General features: G+C 35.7%; 15 protein-coding genes. All 15 read left to right on the top strand.

Annotation, left to right across the window (positions count from 1 at the left end; translation table 11 throughout):
- Positions 1 to 5: 5 nt before the first annotated feature.
- The 15 genes from RTW14_RS08680 (at position 6) to RTW14_RS08610 (ending at position 17,736) form a co-directional block, all read left to right on the top strand.
- Positions 6 to 1,421: an MBOAT family O-acyltransferase gene (locus RTW14_RS08680; protein ID WP_312649542.1), complete on the top strand. Its 1,416-nt coding sequence runs from the start codon at positions 6 to 8 to the stop codon at positions 1,419 to 1,421.
- A gap of 12 nt (positions 1,422 to 1,433) precedes the next feature.
- Positions 1,434 to 2,645: an alginate O-acetyltransferase AlgX-related protein gene (locus tag RTW14_RS08675; RefSeq protein ID WP_312649540.1), complete on the top strand. Its 1,212-nt coding sequence runs from the start codon at positions 1,434 to 1,436 to the stop codon at positions 2,643 to 2,645.
- A 105-nt stretch (positions 2,646 to 2,750) separates the two neighbouring features.
- Positions 2,751 to 5,078, top strand: coding sequence for an S-layer homology domain-containing protein (locus tag RTW14_RS08670; RefSeq protein WP_312649538.1), 2,328 nt, complete (start codon positions 2,751 to 2,753; stop codon positions 5,076 to 5,078).
- Between the two features lie 70 nt (positions 5,079 to 5,148).
- Positions 5,149 to 5,934: a polysaccharide deacetylase family protein gene (locus RTW14_RS08665; RefSeq protein WP_312649536.1), complete on the top strand. Its 786-nt coding sequence runs from the start codon at positions 5,149 to 5,151 to the stop codon at positions 5,932 to 5,934.
- Positions 5,935 to 5,997: 63 nt separating this feature from the next.
- A complete protein-coding gene (locus RTW14_RS08660; protein WP_312649533.1) occupies positions 5,998 to 7,248 on the top strand; it encodes a M16 family metallopeptidase in 1,251 nt (416 codons plus the stop codon).
- Positions 7,249 to 7,269: 21 nt separating this feature from the next.
- Positions 7,270 to 7,773, top strand: a complete 504-nt coding sequence (locus RTW14_RS08655) for a deoxyuridine 5'-triphosphate nucleotidohydrolase (protein WP_312649531.1) — start codon at positions 7,270 to 7,272, stop codon at positions 7,771 to 7,773.
- An 11-nt stretch (positions 7,774 to 7,784) separates the two neighbouring features.
- A complete protein-coding gene (locus RTW14_RS08650) occupies positions 7,785 to 8,870 on the top strand; it encodes a cobalt-precorrin 5A hydrolase (RefSeq protein WP_312649529.1) in 1,086 nt (361 codons plus the stop codon).
- Position 8,871: 1 nt separating this feature from the next.
- Positions 8,872 to 10,122, top strand: coding sequence for a precorrin-6y C5,15-methyltransferase (decarboxylating) subunit CbiE (gene cbiE / locus RTW14_RS08645; RefSeq protein ID WP_312649527.1), 1,251 nt, complete (start codon positions 8,872 to 8,874; stop codon positions 10,120 to 10,122).
- Positions 10,123 to 11,493 carry a cobyrinate a,c-diamide synthase gene (locus tag RTW14_RS08640; RefSeq protein ID WP_312649525.1) on the top strand — a complete coding sequence of 457 codons (1,371 nt, stop codon included), beginning with the start codon at positions 10,123 to 10,125 and terminating at the stop codon, positions 11,491 to 11,493.
- Positions 11,466 to 12,608, top strand: coding sequence for a cobalt-precorrin-5B (C(1))-methyltransferase CbiD (gene cbiD, locus RTW14_RS08635; RefSeq protein WP_312649522.1), 1,143 nt, complete (start codon positions 11,466 to 11,468; stop codon positions 12,606 to 12,608). Before RTW14_RS08640 ends, cbiD begins: the two co-directional genes overlap by 28 nt.
- Positions 12,609 to 12,654: 46 nt before the next feature.
- Positions 12,655 to 13,410 (top strand): precorrin-4 C(11)-methyltransferase, encoded by a 756-nt coding sequence (gene cobM, locus RTW14_RS08630; RefSeq protein WP_312649520.1) that lies wholly within the window; start codon positions 12,655 to 12,657, stop codon positions 13,408 to 13,410.
- The gene (cobJ, locus tag RTW14_RS08625; RefSeq protein ID WP_312649518.1) at positions 13,410 to 14,168 is read left to right on the top strand and encodes a precorrin-3B C(17)-methyltransferase; all 759 of its coding nucleotides are present in this window, start codon (positions 13,410 to 13,412) and stop codon (positions 14,166 to 14,168) included. The genes cobM and cobJ overlap by 1 nt, the downstream gene beginning before the upstream one ends.
- Positions 14,161 to 15,138, top strand: coding sequence for an adenosylcobinamide-phosphate synthase CbiB (gene cbiB / locus RTW14_RS08620; protein WP_312649516.1), 978 nt, complete (start codon positions 14,161 to 14,163; stop codon positions 15,136 to 15,138). Before cobJ ends, cbiB begins: the two co-directional genes overlap by 8 nt.
- Positions 15,126 to 16,196, top strand: coding sequence for a threonine-phosphate decarboxylase CobD (cobD, locus tag RTW14_RS08615; protein ID WP_312649513.1), 1,071 nt, complete (start codon positions 15,126 to 15,128; stop codon positions 16,194 to 16,196). Before cbiB ends, cobD begins: the two co-directional genes overlap by 13 nt.
- Positions 16,197 to 16,209: 13 nt before the next feature.
- Positions 16,210 to 17,736, top strand: coding sequence for a cobyric acid synthase (locus RTW14_RS08610; RefSeq protein WP_312649511.1), 1,527 nt, complete (start codon positions 16,210 to 16,212; stop codon positions 17,734 to 17,736).
- Position 17,737 lies beyond the last annotated feature (1 nt).

Raw genomic sequence — 17,737 nt, 5'->3', positions numbered from 1 at the left:
TATATATGCTATTTTCATCATTAATTTTTATAAGCTGCTTTCTGCCTATAGTACTACTGCTATATTACACAGTATTCAGATTCAGCCGTAAGTTGCAAAATATTTTTTTACTCGCGGTGAGTTTAGGCTTTTATGCCTGGGGTGAACCAAAATTTGTTTTTATACTTATAGCTTCAGTAATTGTGAATTGGGTATTTGGACTTATCATATCTAAAATTAGAACCAATAAGATTAAAGCGAAAATAACGATTGCTATAATGCTTATATATAATATAAGCATTATTTTCGTGTTTAAATATCTTATGTTCACTATGGAAAATATACAGAACATCACAGGCCTTGAATTTAAAATCCCTGAAATCCTATTGCCTATAGGTATTTCATTTTTTACTTTTCAGGCAATTTCGTATGTAATAGATGTATATAGAGAAAGGGGACAGGCTCAAAAGAATCCATTGAATGTAGGACTCTATATTGCATTTTTCCCACAATTAGTAGCAGGGCCTATAGTGAGATATGAAACTGTTGCGGAGCAGATACAGAATAGAAAAGAGAATTTTGACGATATATCAGCGGGAGTTTGCAGATTCCTTGTGGGATTTTCAAAGAAAGTTCTTTTAGCAAACAATTTGGCACTGGTAGCTGATAAAGCTTTTAAGCTTCTTGGAACAGATGATTTATCTTTATCGATGGCTTGGCTGGGGGCTATATGCTATACCTTACAGATTTATTATGATTTTTCAGGATATTCAGATATGGCTATTGGCCTTGGCAAAATGTTTGGTTTTCATTTTGATGAAAATTTTAATTATCCATACATATCAAAATCTACAACAGAATTTTGGCGAAGGTGGCATATTTCCCTGGGAACATGGTTCAGAGATTATGTTTATATTCCATTAGGAGGCAGCAGGGTTGACAATAAAAAAAGATTAATTTTCAATACGTTTATGGTCTGGTTTCTTACCGGCTTATGGCATGGAGCTAATTGGACGTTTATTTGCTGGGGGCTTTTATATTTTGTGTCCATATCAGTTGAAAAGGCTGTAGGACTGGATAAAATGCAGACTCACACTATGCTTAGACATATATATACTATGCTTCTTGTGATGTTTGGATGGGTACTATTTAGGGCAGAAAATATTTCTGATGCGCTAATTTACCTAAAAACAATGTTTATACCAGGTGATAGCGGATTTCTTGATGCTGAAGCAATCGTATGTACTAAAGAATATATCGTATTTTTATTTTTTGGCATATTGTTTGCCAGACCTTTTGCAAAGAAACTGGCAAAGACCAAGCTAGCTAAAACTAAAGTAGCACAGATTTTATATGTTATTGCTTTAATGGGATTATTTTTAGTATCCATTTCTTATTTGGTAAAAGGTGCTTATAATCCATTTATTTATTTTAACTTTTAGGGAGGAAAAGCTGTGAAAATAAAGATAAAAAAAGAGTATATTACGGCGATTCTTTTCTTTGCTGTAATATTTGGTATGCTCATTGGACTACTTACATACAAGGAAAATGATCCAATAAATGACTTTTTCAATGAATATAGAACCGAAGTGTTACCAGGAACCCCAATACTTGAAAGATTGACAGAAGCCATAGACATTGCAGAAGATATAGTGTATGACCAGACTTATCTTAAGGATCAGTACAATACACTATATGGACTTGTACAGAGAGTTATAGGAAAGCATATCATGTCAGATGTAGGGTATGGGGAAATATACAAGACAAAGTATGATCAAATTATCTTTAAAGTAGGTAAGAAAAATTTCAGGGTAATGCGTTCTTTAGATGCAATTGAAGAATTAAAGTCTAAATTGGATGAAGCTGGCATACCATTTTTATATGTACAGGCACCATTTAAGTTATCCGATAACGAACAACAACTGCCCATCAATAAAAAGGATTATGCCGATTATAATATAAATTTATTTTTAAAAGGCTTAGATGAAAGAGGCATTGATTATCTCGATTTAAGGCCATTGCTCCGTGATGGAGAAAAGACTCAAAACCAGTTATTTTTTGACACCGACCATCACTGGAGAATTGAAACAGCATTTGAAGCCACAGGCCATATCATGGACGAACTTAATAAAGATTACGGATTTGCAATTGATGGTAAATACAAGGATTTAAACAATTATAATATAAAGACATTAAAAAATTGTTATCTGGGTTCTATGGGAAGACGTACAGGAAGATTGTATTCTGGTTTAGACGATTTTACTTTAATAACACCTAACTTTAAAACAAGTTATACTTTATATGAACATGATTATGGAGCAGAAAAAATATATAGAGGTTCCTTTAATAAAGCTATTTTAGATAAAAAATATCTAGTAAAGGATGCACCGGTTGACCTTAATAGGTATGCTGTATACCATGGAGATAATGAGGAATTAATATTCAATAACAATTTGGTAGATTCAGGAAAAGTTATGATGATTAAGGATTCTTTTGGAATACCTGTATATTCATTCCTTTCATTAGGTGTACATGAGGTTAGAGCCTTGGATTTAAGGCTTTTTCATGATTCCGTTGCGAAGTATGCAAAGAAGAACAAACCTGATGTTGTCATTCTTATGTACAATGGAGATACCTTTAATGAGGAAATGTTTGACTTTTCGTAATGTAACCGTAACTTGAAGTTTTAAAAGGGCATGTTAAAATAAAAATGTTAGACTTGAATGAAAAAACAAGTTTTATGACGTAATAGTTAGCATAAGGGGGAAAAAATGAGAAAAAGTACGAAATTTTTAGCTGTAGCTTTGGCCATTGCAGTAATAATTGCAAGTTTTTCAGGTTTTACATATTACGATGGCTTGGGTAACGTTTATCTAGATTCGCAAAAGAAAATCTTTGATGGTGTTACCTACAATGAACAAATAGGCATAAATAGTGCAAACGGATTAGAGCATGTATTTTTTGTTCAAGCAGATACTGCATCAGGAAATGTAACACCATTGGTATTTAATGGTGAAGTTAGAAGCATGGCAACAGTTGGAACCATGGCAAAATATGCAGAAGAACAGGGAGTTAAAGTCCTAGCAGCTATCAATGGTGACCTATTTGATACGGCAACAGGCACACCGAAAGGGCTGGTAATACATAACGGTAATATCGTAACTTCAGGATATGCTCCTGATAGAGTAATTGCTTTTGACAGTCAGGGAAAAGCATCTATGCAGTATGTAAATTTAAGCTATGGGTTAAAAGGAATCTTAGCTTATGATGATAACTCAACTGGTGTACTGCAAAAGCTCCAAGCACCTTTTTCTGCAAAGATTGATTATTACAATGTTCCCCATGGAGCGGCTAAAGGGTTACATTTATTTAACAGACATTATGCTGCAAGCACCAAGACTGCAGGCAGTTGTATAGAAGTTGTTGTGGATTGTGGAAGTCAAGACAATATGCAGCTTCAAATAGGGAAAACAATAAAAGGTACGGTTAAGTCAGTAAACATTGACGCACATAATACCCCTATTGGTGAAAATCAGGTTGTGATTTCAACGGTTTCTGGCTCAGCAACTGCTTCGCAATTATATTCGATGGTAGTAGGGAGTCAAGTGGAAATAAGTGTAGGTGACAATGCCAATACAGGTCTTGCCAATGCCAAAGAAGCTATTGGAATTTATTATTCTTTAGTTGAGAACGGAAATATCGTAACTTCTGGTGCAAACTTAAACCCAAGAACAGCAGTTGGGATAAAAAGTGATGGAACAGTAATTATTTATGCAGTTGATGGTAGACAAACTAATTCAAAAGGATTAAGTCTTGTAGAACTGGCAAATCATATGAAAGCTTTAGGTTGTGTTTACGCTTTTAATATGGATGGAGGCGGTTCAACAGCTTTATATTCTAGGCTGCCCGGTTTGGAAAATACCGCAGCAATAAAAAATACTCCTTCAGAAGGAGCAGAAAGAAAAGTAGCAAATGGATTAATGTTTGTATATAGTGCTGGCAGCGGTGGAACAACTGCTGAAAATCTTAATCTATATCCTTCACTTACCTTAGCAACGCCTAAAGCAACGGTACAGATTAACAGTTATGCTTCAAATAAACTTTTTGAAAAAGTAGCGCTTCCTAGTTCTGTAACTTATGAAGTAGAAGGTGGCAATGGAAGCATCACAAGTAATGGACTTTATACTGCCGGTGACACGGAAGGCAAAGTGAATATAACTGGAACAAGCGGAACAATATCTGGGACTACCCAAGTAGAGATTGTTAAAAATAATCTGACTATAACACCATCTGTTACCAAGCTATACTTAAATGCAGGACAAAATTCAGATATAAATATGTCAGTAAAGAGTGGTCCTATCAATGTGGTTTCAAGTGATAAATCATTTACTTGGACTTGCGACCAAAATATAGGAACGATTAATGAAAACGGATTATTTACTGCTGGCAGCAAAAATGCAGAAACAGGGAATATATATGCTACATATGAAGGATATAAAATTACTATTCCAGTCCAAGTAGGTTCAATGTCTGTTGATTTCAACGATACCGTAAATCACTGGGCAAAAACTTATATCGGTTCTCTTGCGGCAAGAGGTATTGCAAATGGTATGGGTGATAAATTATATCTGCCAGATGCACAGCTGACAAGAGCACAATTCCTTGCATTACTTGCAAAGACATTGGATAACGTGGATGTTAGTAAATCGAAAGCAACAGGATTTACAGATGTACCGTCAAACGAATGGTATTATTCTTATGTAAATTGGGGTTATGAAAATGGTATTGTAAGTGGTATGAGCGATACAACATTTGAACCAAATGCTAATATTACAAGAGAGCAGATGTGTGTAATGCTTTGCAATTTTGCAACAAGCCAGAATCTTGTATTACCGCAGAATACTACAAGTAAAAACTTTACTGACCAGGCAGCAATAAGCTCTTGGGCAAGTAATTATGTAAACACAATAGTTGGTGCTGGAATTATAAATGGCCAGCCAGAAGGTAATTTCCAGCCTCAGGGTTTAGCAACAAGAGCACAGGCAGCAAAAGTTGTTTATGTATTCCTAAACGTAAGAGATGGAGTTTACAAAAAATAACATTCATTAATATAAAATAAAAGTATAAATTAGACACTCCCACGCATAGTTTTAGTGGGGGTGTTTTTTTATGAGGAAAAAAAATTGGGTAGTTATGGGAATAGCTTTGTTTGCCATTTCTGTGGCAGCTTTTCAGGGCTTTACGCGTTTAGATAAAATTTTAGCTGATCAGGTAGCTACAACTTGGAACAATATTTATGAAAAGCAAGAAGAAAAAGAACAAAGCAGCGCTGTAGATACAGCAACAGCTGTGGGGGATTATGAAAGCAGGATTGTAAGAAATGGACTACCAGGAAATAAAATGTGTACTTTTGCCTGCAATGTAGACTGGGGAGAAGAAATTATCCCTGATATGCTTAAGGTATTTAAAGAAAAAAATATTAAAGTAACATTCTTTGTGACAGGCAGATGGGCAGAAAATAATAAAGATTTATTAAGGCAAATGTATGCTGCGGGTCATGAGATTCAAAGTCATGGATATAGTCATGCATTGTGTAGTGATATTTCTTCTGAAAAAGTAGCAGAAGAAATAGAAAAAACAGAAACCGCTATAACCGATGCTATTTGCATAAAACCAAATTATTTTGCTCCTGCAGCAGGGGATTATGATGCTAGAACGGTTGAAATAAGTGAAAAACTTGGCTATAGAATGGTGCTTTGGTCTTCAGATACCATAGACTGGAGAGAAGGTTCTTATGCTTCAGTTATAGTGCAAAGAATCCTATCAAAGCCTCTTGATGGAGCAATCATATTAATGCATCCAAAGCCAGAGACGTTAAAAGCTTTACCGGAATTAATAGATCAAATTAATGCTCAGGGTTATAGAATTGTGCCACTTTACAGAATGCCTGTATAAATGTATAATAAATAGGTATGACTATTATTAAAATTTAAATAGAGAAAGAGAAGCGGTGAGGGTATGATTGAGACAAGAAAATTAGACTGTGGTATACGCATTGTTATGGAAAAACTCCCTTATGTTCAATCAGTTGCACTTGGTATTTGGGTAAAGGCTGGAGCTGTTGATGAAACAAAAAATATTTCTGGCATTTCACATTTTATTGAACACATGCTGTTTAAAGGTACAGAAGAAAGAAGTGCAAAGAAAATTGCAGAAGATGTTGACCGTATAGGTGGACAAATAAATGCATTTACAGGAAGAGAAGCCACATGTTATTATATGAAAACCTTGGGTTCAAATGCGAAACAAGCGGCTGAAATCCTTTTAGATATGTTTTTAAATTCTAAATTTGATAAAACAGAAATGTCTAAAGAAAAACAAGTTATTTATGAAGAAATGAAAATGATTGAAGATACTCCTGATGATTATGCACATGAGGTAATAAGTGACTTGATTTTCAAAGGGTGTCCGTATGAAAAATCCATTATTGGCACACAGACCTCTTTGAAGGGGATTTCCCAGGCAATACTAAAACAGTATATTGCGGATGAATATACTAGAGACAGTATCGTTGTTTCTGTAGCTGGAAATTTCGATATGGATGAAATATGTAATATATTTGATGGAAAGTTAAAGCATTTAAAATCAGAAAAGCCAGTTAAAGAGTTTAATAATGAACCTTATAAACCATGTTTCAGGGTAAAGGTAAAAGATATAGAACAGTCTCACATTTGTTTAGGAACAAGAGGGCTTTCGCTTGATGATGATAATTATTATGCATTATCCGTTTTAAATAATATTATGGGCGGAAGCATGAGTTCCAGACTTTTTCAGAATATAAGGGAGCAGAAGGGTCTGGCTTATTCTGTTTATTCTCATGTCAGTTCTTTTGTAAATTCGGGATATTATAACATTTATGCAGGAGTAAGCCATGAAAAGGTTTATGATGCTATAAATGGAATAAAAGAAGAACTTGAATTACTAAAAAAAGATTGTATTACGGAAGATGAACTGCACGTGGCAAAAGAGCAGCTTAAGGCAAGCTATATTTTTGGTCAGGAAAATGTAAATGGCAGAATGTTCTCTATGGGTAAAAATAGTATCTTATTAAATAGAGTTTATACTCCAGAAGAAGTTATAGATGAAATTGATGCAGTTACTATGAATGATATTAGAAAGGCGTCTAGTTTAATGGATGATATAAACAATTACTCTGCAGTAATTGTAACCAATAAACAGTGTGATTTAAAGAGAATGGTAAGAGCATAAATAGATTAAGAGGTAGATTTGATGCAGAAAGTGGCTAAATTTCATAAGGTTAGTTTAGAACAATTTATTAAAGACTGGGAAGATACTTTTGGAAAAGGCCAGTTTAACAAAGACATATATGATGGTGTTTTATTACCCAAAAGGGCAACAGCAGGCTCTGCAGGTTATGACTTTTATACACCTGTTGAAATTAAGCTGTCTGCTGGAGAAACCATTAAAATTCCTACAGGAATCAGAGCTGAGATTTCAGAGGGCTGGGTTCTTATGTGCTTTCCACGTTCAGGGCTTGGTTTTAAATACAGGATGCAGCTGGATAATACCGTAGGAATCATAGACGCAGATTATTTTGGCGCGGAAAATGAAGGACATATAATGATTAAAATAACAAATGATTCTAACGAGGATAAAAATCTAGTAGTGGAAGCTGGTAAAGGTTTTGCTCAGGGAATACTGGTACCATTTGGTATAACTGTTGATGACGAGTCGACAGAAGTTAGAGTTGGTGGATTTGGTAGCACCAATTAATAGGGGGATTTATGAGAATTGCGTTAATTTCCTTTACTCAAAATGGTGGAAATACATGTAAATTAGTTGCAGGAAAGCTTTCAGTAATGGGGGAAATGTGCCTGGCTTATGGTATGCAGGAGACTTCTTTAGAAATTGGACTTATCCCCACAAGTAAGCCACTTGGAAAATGGACCAAGGAGGCTTTTGAAAATAATGATGCGATTATTTTTGTAGGTGCTACTGGAATTGCTATAAGAGCCATTGCACCTTATTTAAAAAGCAAGGATCAGGATCCTGCAATTATAGCCATAGATGAAAAGGGTCAGTATGTCATATCACTTTTGTCAGGACATCTTGGAGGAGCAAACAGATTGACATCTGTTATAGCTGAGGCTATTGAGGCAGTACCTGTCATCACTACTGCCACAGATATAAATAACTGCTTTGCTGTGGATGTATGGGCTAAAAGCCAGAATCTAAGTATTATTAATTTGAAAGCAGCCAAACAAGTTTCTGCAGATATATTGAAAGGAAAAAACGTATATTTATATTACGATGGCAGCATAGAAGGAAAAGTTCCGCAAGGAATAGAACTGGTTGATGTGGTCACTTTAAAAGACAAAATTCGTGAAGATGCAACTTGCATTATCATCACTGAAAAGATATTAGATTCACTGAAGGGCAAGGAAAAATTTGTGCTTCAGTTGGTACCTAAGAATATTTCTATAGGGATGGGATGCAAAAAAGATATTTCTTATAAAGCTGTATTAGAGTTATTTGAAAAAGCCACTGGGGAAATGAAGATAAAGTTGGAGTCCATTCAGAATTTAGCTTCCATTGATTTAAAAATGTTTGAAAAAGCTTTAATTAAGCTTGGACAAAAGTTAGAAATTCCATATATAACTTTCTCTGGTGAAGAGTTAATGAATGTACAAGGAGATTTCACTCCATCTTCTTTTGTAAGAAGTATTACAGGTGTTGAAAATGTATGTGAAAGAGCTGCAGTTGCTTCAAATGAAGGGAGTACATTAATTTTGAAAAAACAGGCTTTAAATGGGGTAACTATTGCTATAGCTAAGAAAAATATAGCTTTGAATTTTGCGGAGAATTACTAATATGAGAAAGATTTATATAATCGGAATTGGAATGGGAAACCCTGATACGATTACGGTAAAAGGAAAAGAACTTATTTCAAAAAGTCAGGCATTAATTGGTGCCAAGAGAATGGTAGACAGTTTTAAACTTGAAAATCAACAAGTTGTACATGCTATTTCTCCAGATGAAATTCTAACATGGATAGAAGAGCATGCTGAAATTGAGAAAGCAGCTATTTTAATGTCTGGGGATTTAGGCTTTTTTAGTGGTGCAAAGAAGCTTCGCACTTTAATCAGTGAAAAGTATGGTTCTATAGTTGGAAATGCACAGATTTGTTTTGAATATATGCCAGGTGTTAGTTCATTATCTTATTTTTCATCTGCAGTTGGACTTGCTTGGGAGGATACCCGAATTGTCAGTTTACATGGCCGTGATGATAGGGATGTATCAGCAGTTTTAAATAATGAAAAAACATTTTTCTTAACTGATGGAGGAAACAATACAGTCAAGAGAATCTGCGGCAGGCTGGTAGAAGCAGGTATGGAATATGTATCAGTCTTTGTTGGAGAAAAGCTCTCTTACGAAGAGGAAGCCATTACAACAGGAACAGCTTTAGAACTTTCTGAAAAGAATTTTGAACCATTAAGTGTAATGATAGTAATAAATGACAAAGTATTACAACGTGAAAAGAACACTTTAGGTATAAGAGATGAGGAATTTATTCGTGGTAATGTCCCTATGACTAAGGAGGAGATACGCACGCTTACGGCTTCAAAATTAAATTTAAAGGAAAATGATGTAGTTTATGATATTGGTGCAGGGACGGGTTCTGTTTCTATAGAAATGGCTTTGGCATGTAGATATGGTGATGTCTATGCGGTTGAAACGAACTCAGAGGGCATCGATTTAATTCATAAAAATAAAGATATTTTTGGTGTGAAAAATCTACATATTATAAAGGGTATGGCTCCAGAGGCTTTGGAGGAATTGCCAGTACCAGATAAAGCATTTATAGGAGGCTCAAAAGGCAATTTAGATGATATAATCAATGTACTTATTATGAAAAATTCTAATATTAGAGTGGTTATAAATGTAGTGGCTCTTGAGTCACTTGCAGAAACTGTCGCATGTATAAAGAAATACCAATTTCAGGATGTGGATATTACACAGATAAATGTTTCTAAAGCAAAGACCTTAGGAAACTACAACCTTATGATGGGACAGAATCCAGTATATATTATAGCTGTTCAGGGAATTTTAGAGGCGGTTTAGATGGAAACAAAGATTTTACCTAGAATTTTAATAGGAGCACCAGGCAGCGGAAGCGGGAAAACTACTGTAGTATGTGGAATACTTCAGGCACTTATCAATAAAGGTCTAAATATCGTATCATTTAAATGCGGTCCTGATTATATTGATCCTATGTTTCATAAAGAGGCTTTAGGATTGGAATCAAGAAATCTGGATTTATTTTTTAATGACAAAGAGACTATAAATTATTTACTTGCAAAGAATTCTAAAGAAGCCGATTTAGCAGTTATAGAAGGAGTCATGGGATATTATGATGGCTTAGCGGGGAAATCATATGAGGCAAGTTCCTATGATTTAGCGAGAAGCACTAAAACACCTTCGGTATTAATAATAGATTGCAAAGGGAAATCAGTTTCCATATTAGCCGAGATTAAAGGTTTTATGGAACTGGAAAGTGACAGTAATATAAAAGCAGTAATCTTAAATCGAATTTCACCTATGATTTTTGAAGAAATCAAGAAACTGATTGAAGAAACATTACCTATTGAAGTTTTAGGATTTATGCCAATGATAAAAGAATGTTCTCTAGAAAGCAGACACCTAGGGCTTGTTACAGCTCAAGAGGTAGGCAATCTTGAGACAATTCTGGATACTTTGGCTAAACAAGTTTCGGAATCAATAGATTTAGACAAATTAATTAGAATAGCAAAAACTGCATCTAAAATTGAATTTATAAAACCAACGATTGCTTGTGGAGAAAGAGTTCGAATAGGTGTAGCAAAAGATAAGGCATTTTGCTTTTATTATCAAGATAATTTGGATTTACTTTCAGAATTTGGTGCAGAAATTTGTTATTTTAGCCCTTTGGAGGATAAAAAACTGCCAGAAAACCTACAAGGATTGTATTTTGGGGGAGGTTATCCGGAACTTTACCTGAAAGAGTTAGAAAAAAATGATTCAATGAAGCAGAATATAAAAGATGCTTTATCAGCAGGAACACCTTGTATGGCTGAATGTGGGGGATTCATGTACCTTCATGAAGTTGTTAAGGACAAGCTTGGTCATGCATATAAAATGGTGGGAACTATAGAAGGTGAAAGTTTTTATGCAGATAAACTGGTTCGATTTGGGTATATAGATATGGAAGCTGAAAAAACGAACCTTCTTTGCGAAGAAGGTATGCATTTGAAAGGACATGAATTTCATTATTGGGATAGCACAAACTCAGGTGATTGCTTTCATGCACAAAAGCCTCTGAGAAAAATGAATTGGAAATGTGTAATTGGAAATGAAAATTTATATGCGGGCTATCCTCATGTACATTTCTATTCAAACATAAAATCTGCAGAAAGGTTTGTAGACATATGCAGGAAGAGAAAAACAAAGATTTAAATCCCAAAGAGGGTCAGATGCGCAGAGGATATACAACTGGCACTTGCGCCACAGCGGCTGCAAAAGCTGCTACGCTGCTTGCTTTAGGAAATAATTTACAGGAAGTATCGGTGGATACTCCGAAAGGCATACCACTAACTTTAGGTGTATTAGATTGTAAAATAAGTGAAAAAACAGCATCCTGTGCTGTAAAAAAAGATAGTGGTGATGATCCTGACATTACAAATGGTATATTGATTTATGCAGAAGTAGAACTTCTTGAAAATGAACATGCAGAGATTATAATTGATGGTGGCAAAGGGGTTGGAAGAGTAACCCTGCCAGGCCTTCCTTGTCAGATTGGACAAGCGGCTATAAACCCTACTCCTAGGAGAACCATAAGAAGTGTGGTGTTTCAGGTTCTGGAAGAATTTGGATATGAAGGCGGTGCTAAAGTTACTATTTCTATACCACAGGGAGAAGAACTGGCAAAACGTACATATAATCCTAGATTGGGGATTGAAGGGGGGTTATCTGTACTTGGAACCAGTGGAATAGTAGAACCTATGAGTGAACAGGCATTAATTGATACGATTAAGGTGGAAATGGATGTTAGAAAAGCACTCGGTGCTGAGTACCTAGTTATTACACCTGGTAATTATGGTGAGAATTTCTTAAAACAACATTTTGCCAATCGGGATTTTTACTCTGTAAAATGCAGTAACTTTATTGGTGAAAGCTTAGATTATGCTGAGGAACAGGGTTTTAAAGGCGTGCTGTTTGTAGGACATATTGGAAAACTGGTGAAGGTAGCAGGCGGAATTATGAATACTCATTCCAAATATGCAGATGCTAGAATGGAGATTATGTCAGCCCATGCTGCTAGATTTGGTGCAGACCCAAAGCTGATAGAAGAAATGATAAACTCAGTAACAACAGATAATGCGTATGAAGCATTGGAAGCTTATAGCAGTCAAATGAGGGATAAAGTGATTGAATCACTAATGAATAAAATAGAATTCCACTTAAGAAGCCGAACTCATCAAACCATGGAAATCGGAGCAATAATGTTCTCAAATAAACATGGATATCTAGGTAAAACTTCAGAAGTTGATGAGATATTACAAAAAATCTAGAATTAGATACTATTGAATTAACAAATTTAGAAAGGTATTATTTAAAATGATTAATTTTGTTGGAGCAGGTCCTGGAGCACCTGATTTGATTACAGTTAGAGGACAGAGATTGTTGCAGGAGGCAGACGTAATTATTTACGCAGGATCATTAGTAAATCCTGAGCTTTTAAATCTTGCAAAGCCTAAATGTGAAATTCACAATAGTGCAAGCATGACGCTGGAAGAAGTCATTTCTGTGATGGAAAAGGCTGAATCAGAGGGAAAGATGACCGTTAGATTACATACAGGGGATCCAAGTTTATATGGAGCAATCCGAGAACAGATGGATCTTTTGGAGCCAAAAAATATTCAGTTTAAAGTTACTCCTGGAGTAAGTTCTTTCTGCGGCGTTGCAGCTGCGCTGAATGCAGAATACACACTGCCAAATGTTTCACAGTCAGTGATTATCACAAGAATGGAGGGCAGAACTCCTGTCCCAGAAAAAGAAGAAATGTCGCTTATGGCTTCACACGGAGCAACCATGGCTATATTCTTGTCTACTGGATTACTAGAATCTTTAAAAGAGAAACTTTTAAGTGGAGGTTATACAGAAGAAACTCCAGCTGCCATAGTGTATAAAGCAACCTGGCCAGAAGAAAAAGTGTTCAGATGCACAATAGGAACATTACCAGAAACGGCTAAAAATAACAACATTACAAAGACAGCTATGATTGTTGTAGGTGGATTCCTTGGGAACAGCTATGAACGTTCAAAGCTTTATGACCCAGCGTTTACACATGAATTTAGGGAGGCTTCAAAATAATGAACAAAATATTTGTTGTAGGATTAGGACCAGGAAATTTAAATCAATCTACAGAAAGAGCACTTGAAGCCTTAGAAGAAAGTGATGTGCTTGCAGGATATACGGTTTATATTGATTTAGTTAAAGACAAATTTGGGCATAAGGAAATGATTTCTACTGCTATGAAAAAAGAAGCAGACAGGTGTAACCTGGCAGTGGATGAGGCAGTAAAGGGCAAAACGGTTTCAATGGTCTGTAGTGGTGATGCTGGTGTTTACGGCATGGCAGGGCTGATGTATGAAGTTGTTACTGCAAGGGGCTTATCTGAAGCAATTGACATAGAGGTTATTCCTGGAATTACGGCGGCTTGCAGCGGTGCTGCTGTTTTGGGAGCACCGTTGATTCATGATTTTACGGTTATAAGTTTAAGTGATTTGCTTACACCCTGGGAACTTATTGAAAAGAGGCTGGAATGTGCGGCTATGGGAGATTTCGCAATCTGCTTATATAATCCTTCCAGCATAAAGAGACATGATTATCTGCAGAAGGCTTGTGATATTCTTTTAAAGCACAGATTACCTGAAAATGTTGCGGGGTATGTACAGAATATCGGCAGAGAAGGTGAGACAGGGATCGTCATGGATTTAAAGACTTTGAGAGATACAAAGGTAGATATGTTTACAACAGTATTTATTGGAAACTCAAAGACTAAAAATATGAATGGAAAGATGGTTACTCCAAGAGGCTATAAGGAAGTTGAGGGGAAGGTAAATGAATAGTATTGTTATTGCTGTTCTACCTTTATTTCTTGGATTTTTTTTAGATTTGATTATTGGAGACCCACATAATTGGCCGCATCCGATTAGACTAATCGGTATTGCTATTGAAAAATTTGAGCTGTTTTTTAGATATTTTTCTTCTAAAACTAAAGGCAGTGAATTTGCGGCAGGTGTAATAATGGCAATTTGCATACTTACTATTTCGTTTTTAGTGCCTGCCATAATTTTATGGGCGGCTTATAAAATTCATCTGATTTTAGGTTTAGTGATTGAAACAATCATGTGCTATCAGATTTTAGCTGTAAAAGCTCTTAAAACTGAAAGTATGAAGGTTTATACTGAGCTTGAAAAAAATGATGTAGAAGGTGCCAGAAAAAAAGTATCAATGATTGTTGGTAGAGACACAGAAAGTCTTACAGAAGAAGGCATTATTAAGGCTACTGTGGAAACCGTAGCAGAGAATACTTCGGATGGAACTGTTGCGCCAATGATATTCATGGCAATCGGCGGGGCTCCATTGGGCTTTTTATATAAAGCCGTAAATACTATGGATTCCATGATTGGATACAAAAACGACAAATATTTATATTTTGGCAGATTTGCAGCTAAGCTTGACGATGTTTTAAATTTTATTCCAGCCAGATTATCCGGAATATTTATGATTATAGCATCCCTGTTTTGTGGACTTGATTTTAAAAATGCAGCTAAAATTTTTAAAAGGGACAGATTGAATCATGCCAGTCCAAACAGTGCACAGACAGAGGCTGTTTGTGCTGGGGCATTAAATGTTCAACTTGCTGGAAATGCTTATTATTTTGGTAAATTATATGAGAAAAAAACAATAGGGGATAATGCAAGACCTATAGAGAAAAGAGATATTATTCTTTCAAACAGGCTGCTTTATGGTACAGCTTGGATTACTTTAATTGTTTGTATGTTAGGAATGGTAATGGTAAGATGGCTAATTTAATTCATGGTGGAGATATATATAGTGCAAAGGAAAAGGGAATCGAAGATATTTTGGATTTTTCAGCGAATATCAATCCGAAAGGCCTTCCAGAAAGAGTAAAGCAGACCATAATAGATGGCCTTGACGCTTGTGTAAATTATCCTGATCCTCTTTGCAGAGAACTCACATCAGCACTGTCTGAATTTGAGGGGATTGACAGAGAGTGCATTTTATGTGGTAATGGTGCTGCCGATATAATTTTCAGGTTTGCACTGGCATTGAAGCCTAAAAAGGCATTAGTTTTAGCTCCTACATTTGCAGAGTATGAAATAGCTTTAGATACTGTCGGATGTGAAACAGTTCACTATGAGCTGAAAGAGAATGAGGATTTTAAATTAAGAGAAGAGTATCTGGATAAACTTGATTCTTCTTATGATGTGGTTTTCTTGTGCAATCCTAACAATCCTACGGGCCAGCTTATTTCAAAAGACTTATTAGATAAAGTGCTAAAAGCATGTGTGGAAAAAGACATCCTATTGGTTCTTGATGAATGCTTTATAGAATTTGTTGAGAATTATGAAAAATACACGATGAAATCTTATATTGAACAGTGTAAGAATTTATTTATATTGAAGGCTTTTACAAAGAGCTATGCAATGCCAGGACTTAGATTAGGTTATGGATTATCAAGTGATAAAGCGCTTCTCAAGAAGATTACAGATATGGGGCAGCCTTGGACAGTTTCTGTACTGGCGCAAATTGCTGGGGTTCAAGCTTTGAAGGAAACTGAGTATTTAGAGGAGTCCCTTAAGGAAATAAGGGCAGAGAGACAATATTTAGTAGCAGAACTTAATAAGTTAGGAGTAAAAAACTATAAACCTGCTGCTAATTACATATTTATAAAGATAGATGAAGCGAGTAGGTATGAAGTTTCTACGTTTAAGGACAAGCTTTTAAAGAAAGGCATTATTATCAGGGATTGTAGTAATTACATAGGGTTAAAAGAAGGATACTATAGAATTGCAGTTAAATCTCATAGTTCAAATGAACGACTTATAAATGCGTTAAAATCAATTTAAATGGAGGTTTTTTATGGCAAAGGCAATAATGGTTCAAGGAACAATGTCAAATGCAGGCAAGAGTTTACTGGTTGCAGGATTATGTAGACTATTTAAGCAGGACGGATATTCAGTAGCACCTTTTAAATCTCAAAATATGGCTTTAAATTCTTTTATTACAAAAGAAGGTCTTGAAATGGGCAGAGCTCAAGTGGTGCAGGCTGAGGCGGCTGGGATAGAGCCATCTGTACTTATGAACCCAATTCTTTTAAAACCTACAAATGATATGGCTTCTCAGGTTATTGTAAATGGTGAGGTTTACAGTAATATGAATGCCAAGGAATATTATCAACATAAGCGTGATATGGTTCCTGAAATAAAAAAAGCTTATGATAAACTGGCATCACAATATGATATTATTGTTCTGGAGGGTGCAGGCAGTCCTGCAGAAATAAACCTTCAGGAAAATGACATAGTAAATATGTATATGGCCAAACTTGCTAAAGCTCCTGTGCTTCTTGCAGGTGATATAGACAGAGGCGGCGTATTTGCTTCTTTAGTTGGTACGATGACCCTATTTAGTGAAGAAGACAGAGCTATGGTTAAAGGAACAATTATTAACAAGTTTAGAGGAGACAAGACTATACTTCAGCCTGGACTTGATATGCTTGAGGATATTATACATGTGCCTACAGTTGGTGTTGTGCCTTATCTCCATGTAGATATAGATGACGAGGACAGCCTTACAGAAAGATTCACCCGCAAGGATAAGGTGGCATTAATTGATATTGCGGTTATCAGACTGCCTAGAATATCAAACTTTACAGACTTTAATGTATTTGAATACTCAGATGCTGTCAGTCTAAGATATGTTGAGTCGGTAGGGCAGCTTGGAAATCCTGATTTAATTATTATACCAGGGACTAAAAATACGATGGAAGATTTACTCTGGATGCGTCAATGTGGTCTTGAAACTGCAATTATAAAGCATGCATCATCAGGAAAGCCTGTGTTTGGCATTTGCGGCGGTTTTCAAATGCTTGGCAGACAGCTGGAAGACCCGTATAATGTAGAACATGGTGGCAGCTTGAAGGGCATGGGTTTATTACCTTCTACTACTGTATTTGAGAAAGAAAAAACAAGGACTCAGATAAAAGGTCACTTTGTAACAAATGGTAAAGGGTATTTTGCAGCACTTGAGGGAGTAGAAATAGAAGGCTATGAAATACATATGGGGCAATCTACAGTGGAAGCATCAGAACAGGGTGCTATAAGTAGTTTAACTAGAATAACAGAGATTTCTGGTGATGGGGCTAATGAAATGGCCGGGCTATATAAAGATAATGTATATGGTTCATACATCCATGGCGTTTTTGATAAAGAAAATGTAGTAAAAACTATAGTTTCAGTGTTACTTAAAAATAAGGGACTTGATGAATCAGCGGTTTCAGGTCTTGATGTGAAAGCATATAAAGAAAGACAGTATGACTTACTTGCAGATGGGCTTCGTGAAAACATGGATATTGAAGCTATTTACAGAATATTAAACGAAGGAGTTTAAG

The organism is Aminipila sp., assembly GCF_032051575.1.
In the GTDB taxonomy this organism is placed as follows: Bacteria; Bacillota; Clostridia; order Peptostreptococcales; family Anaerovoracaceae; genus Aminipila.
The sequence above is the reverse complement of the archived record's forward strand: the minus strand, read 5'-3'. Positions and strand labels throughout refer to the sequence as shown.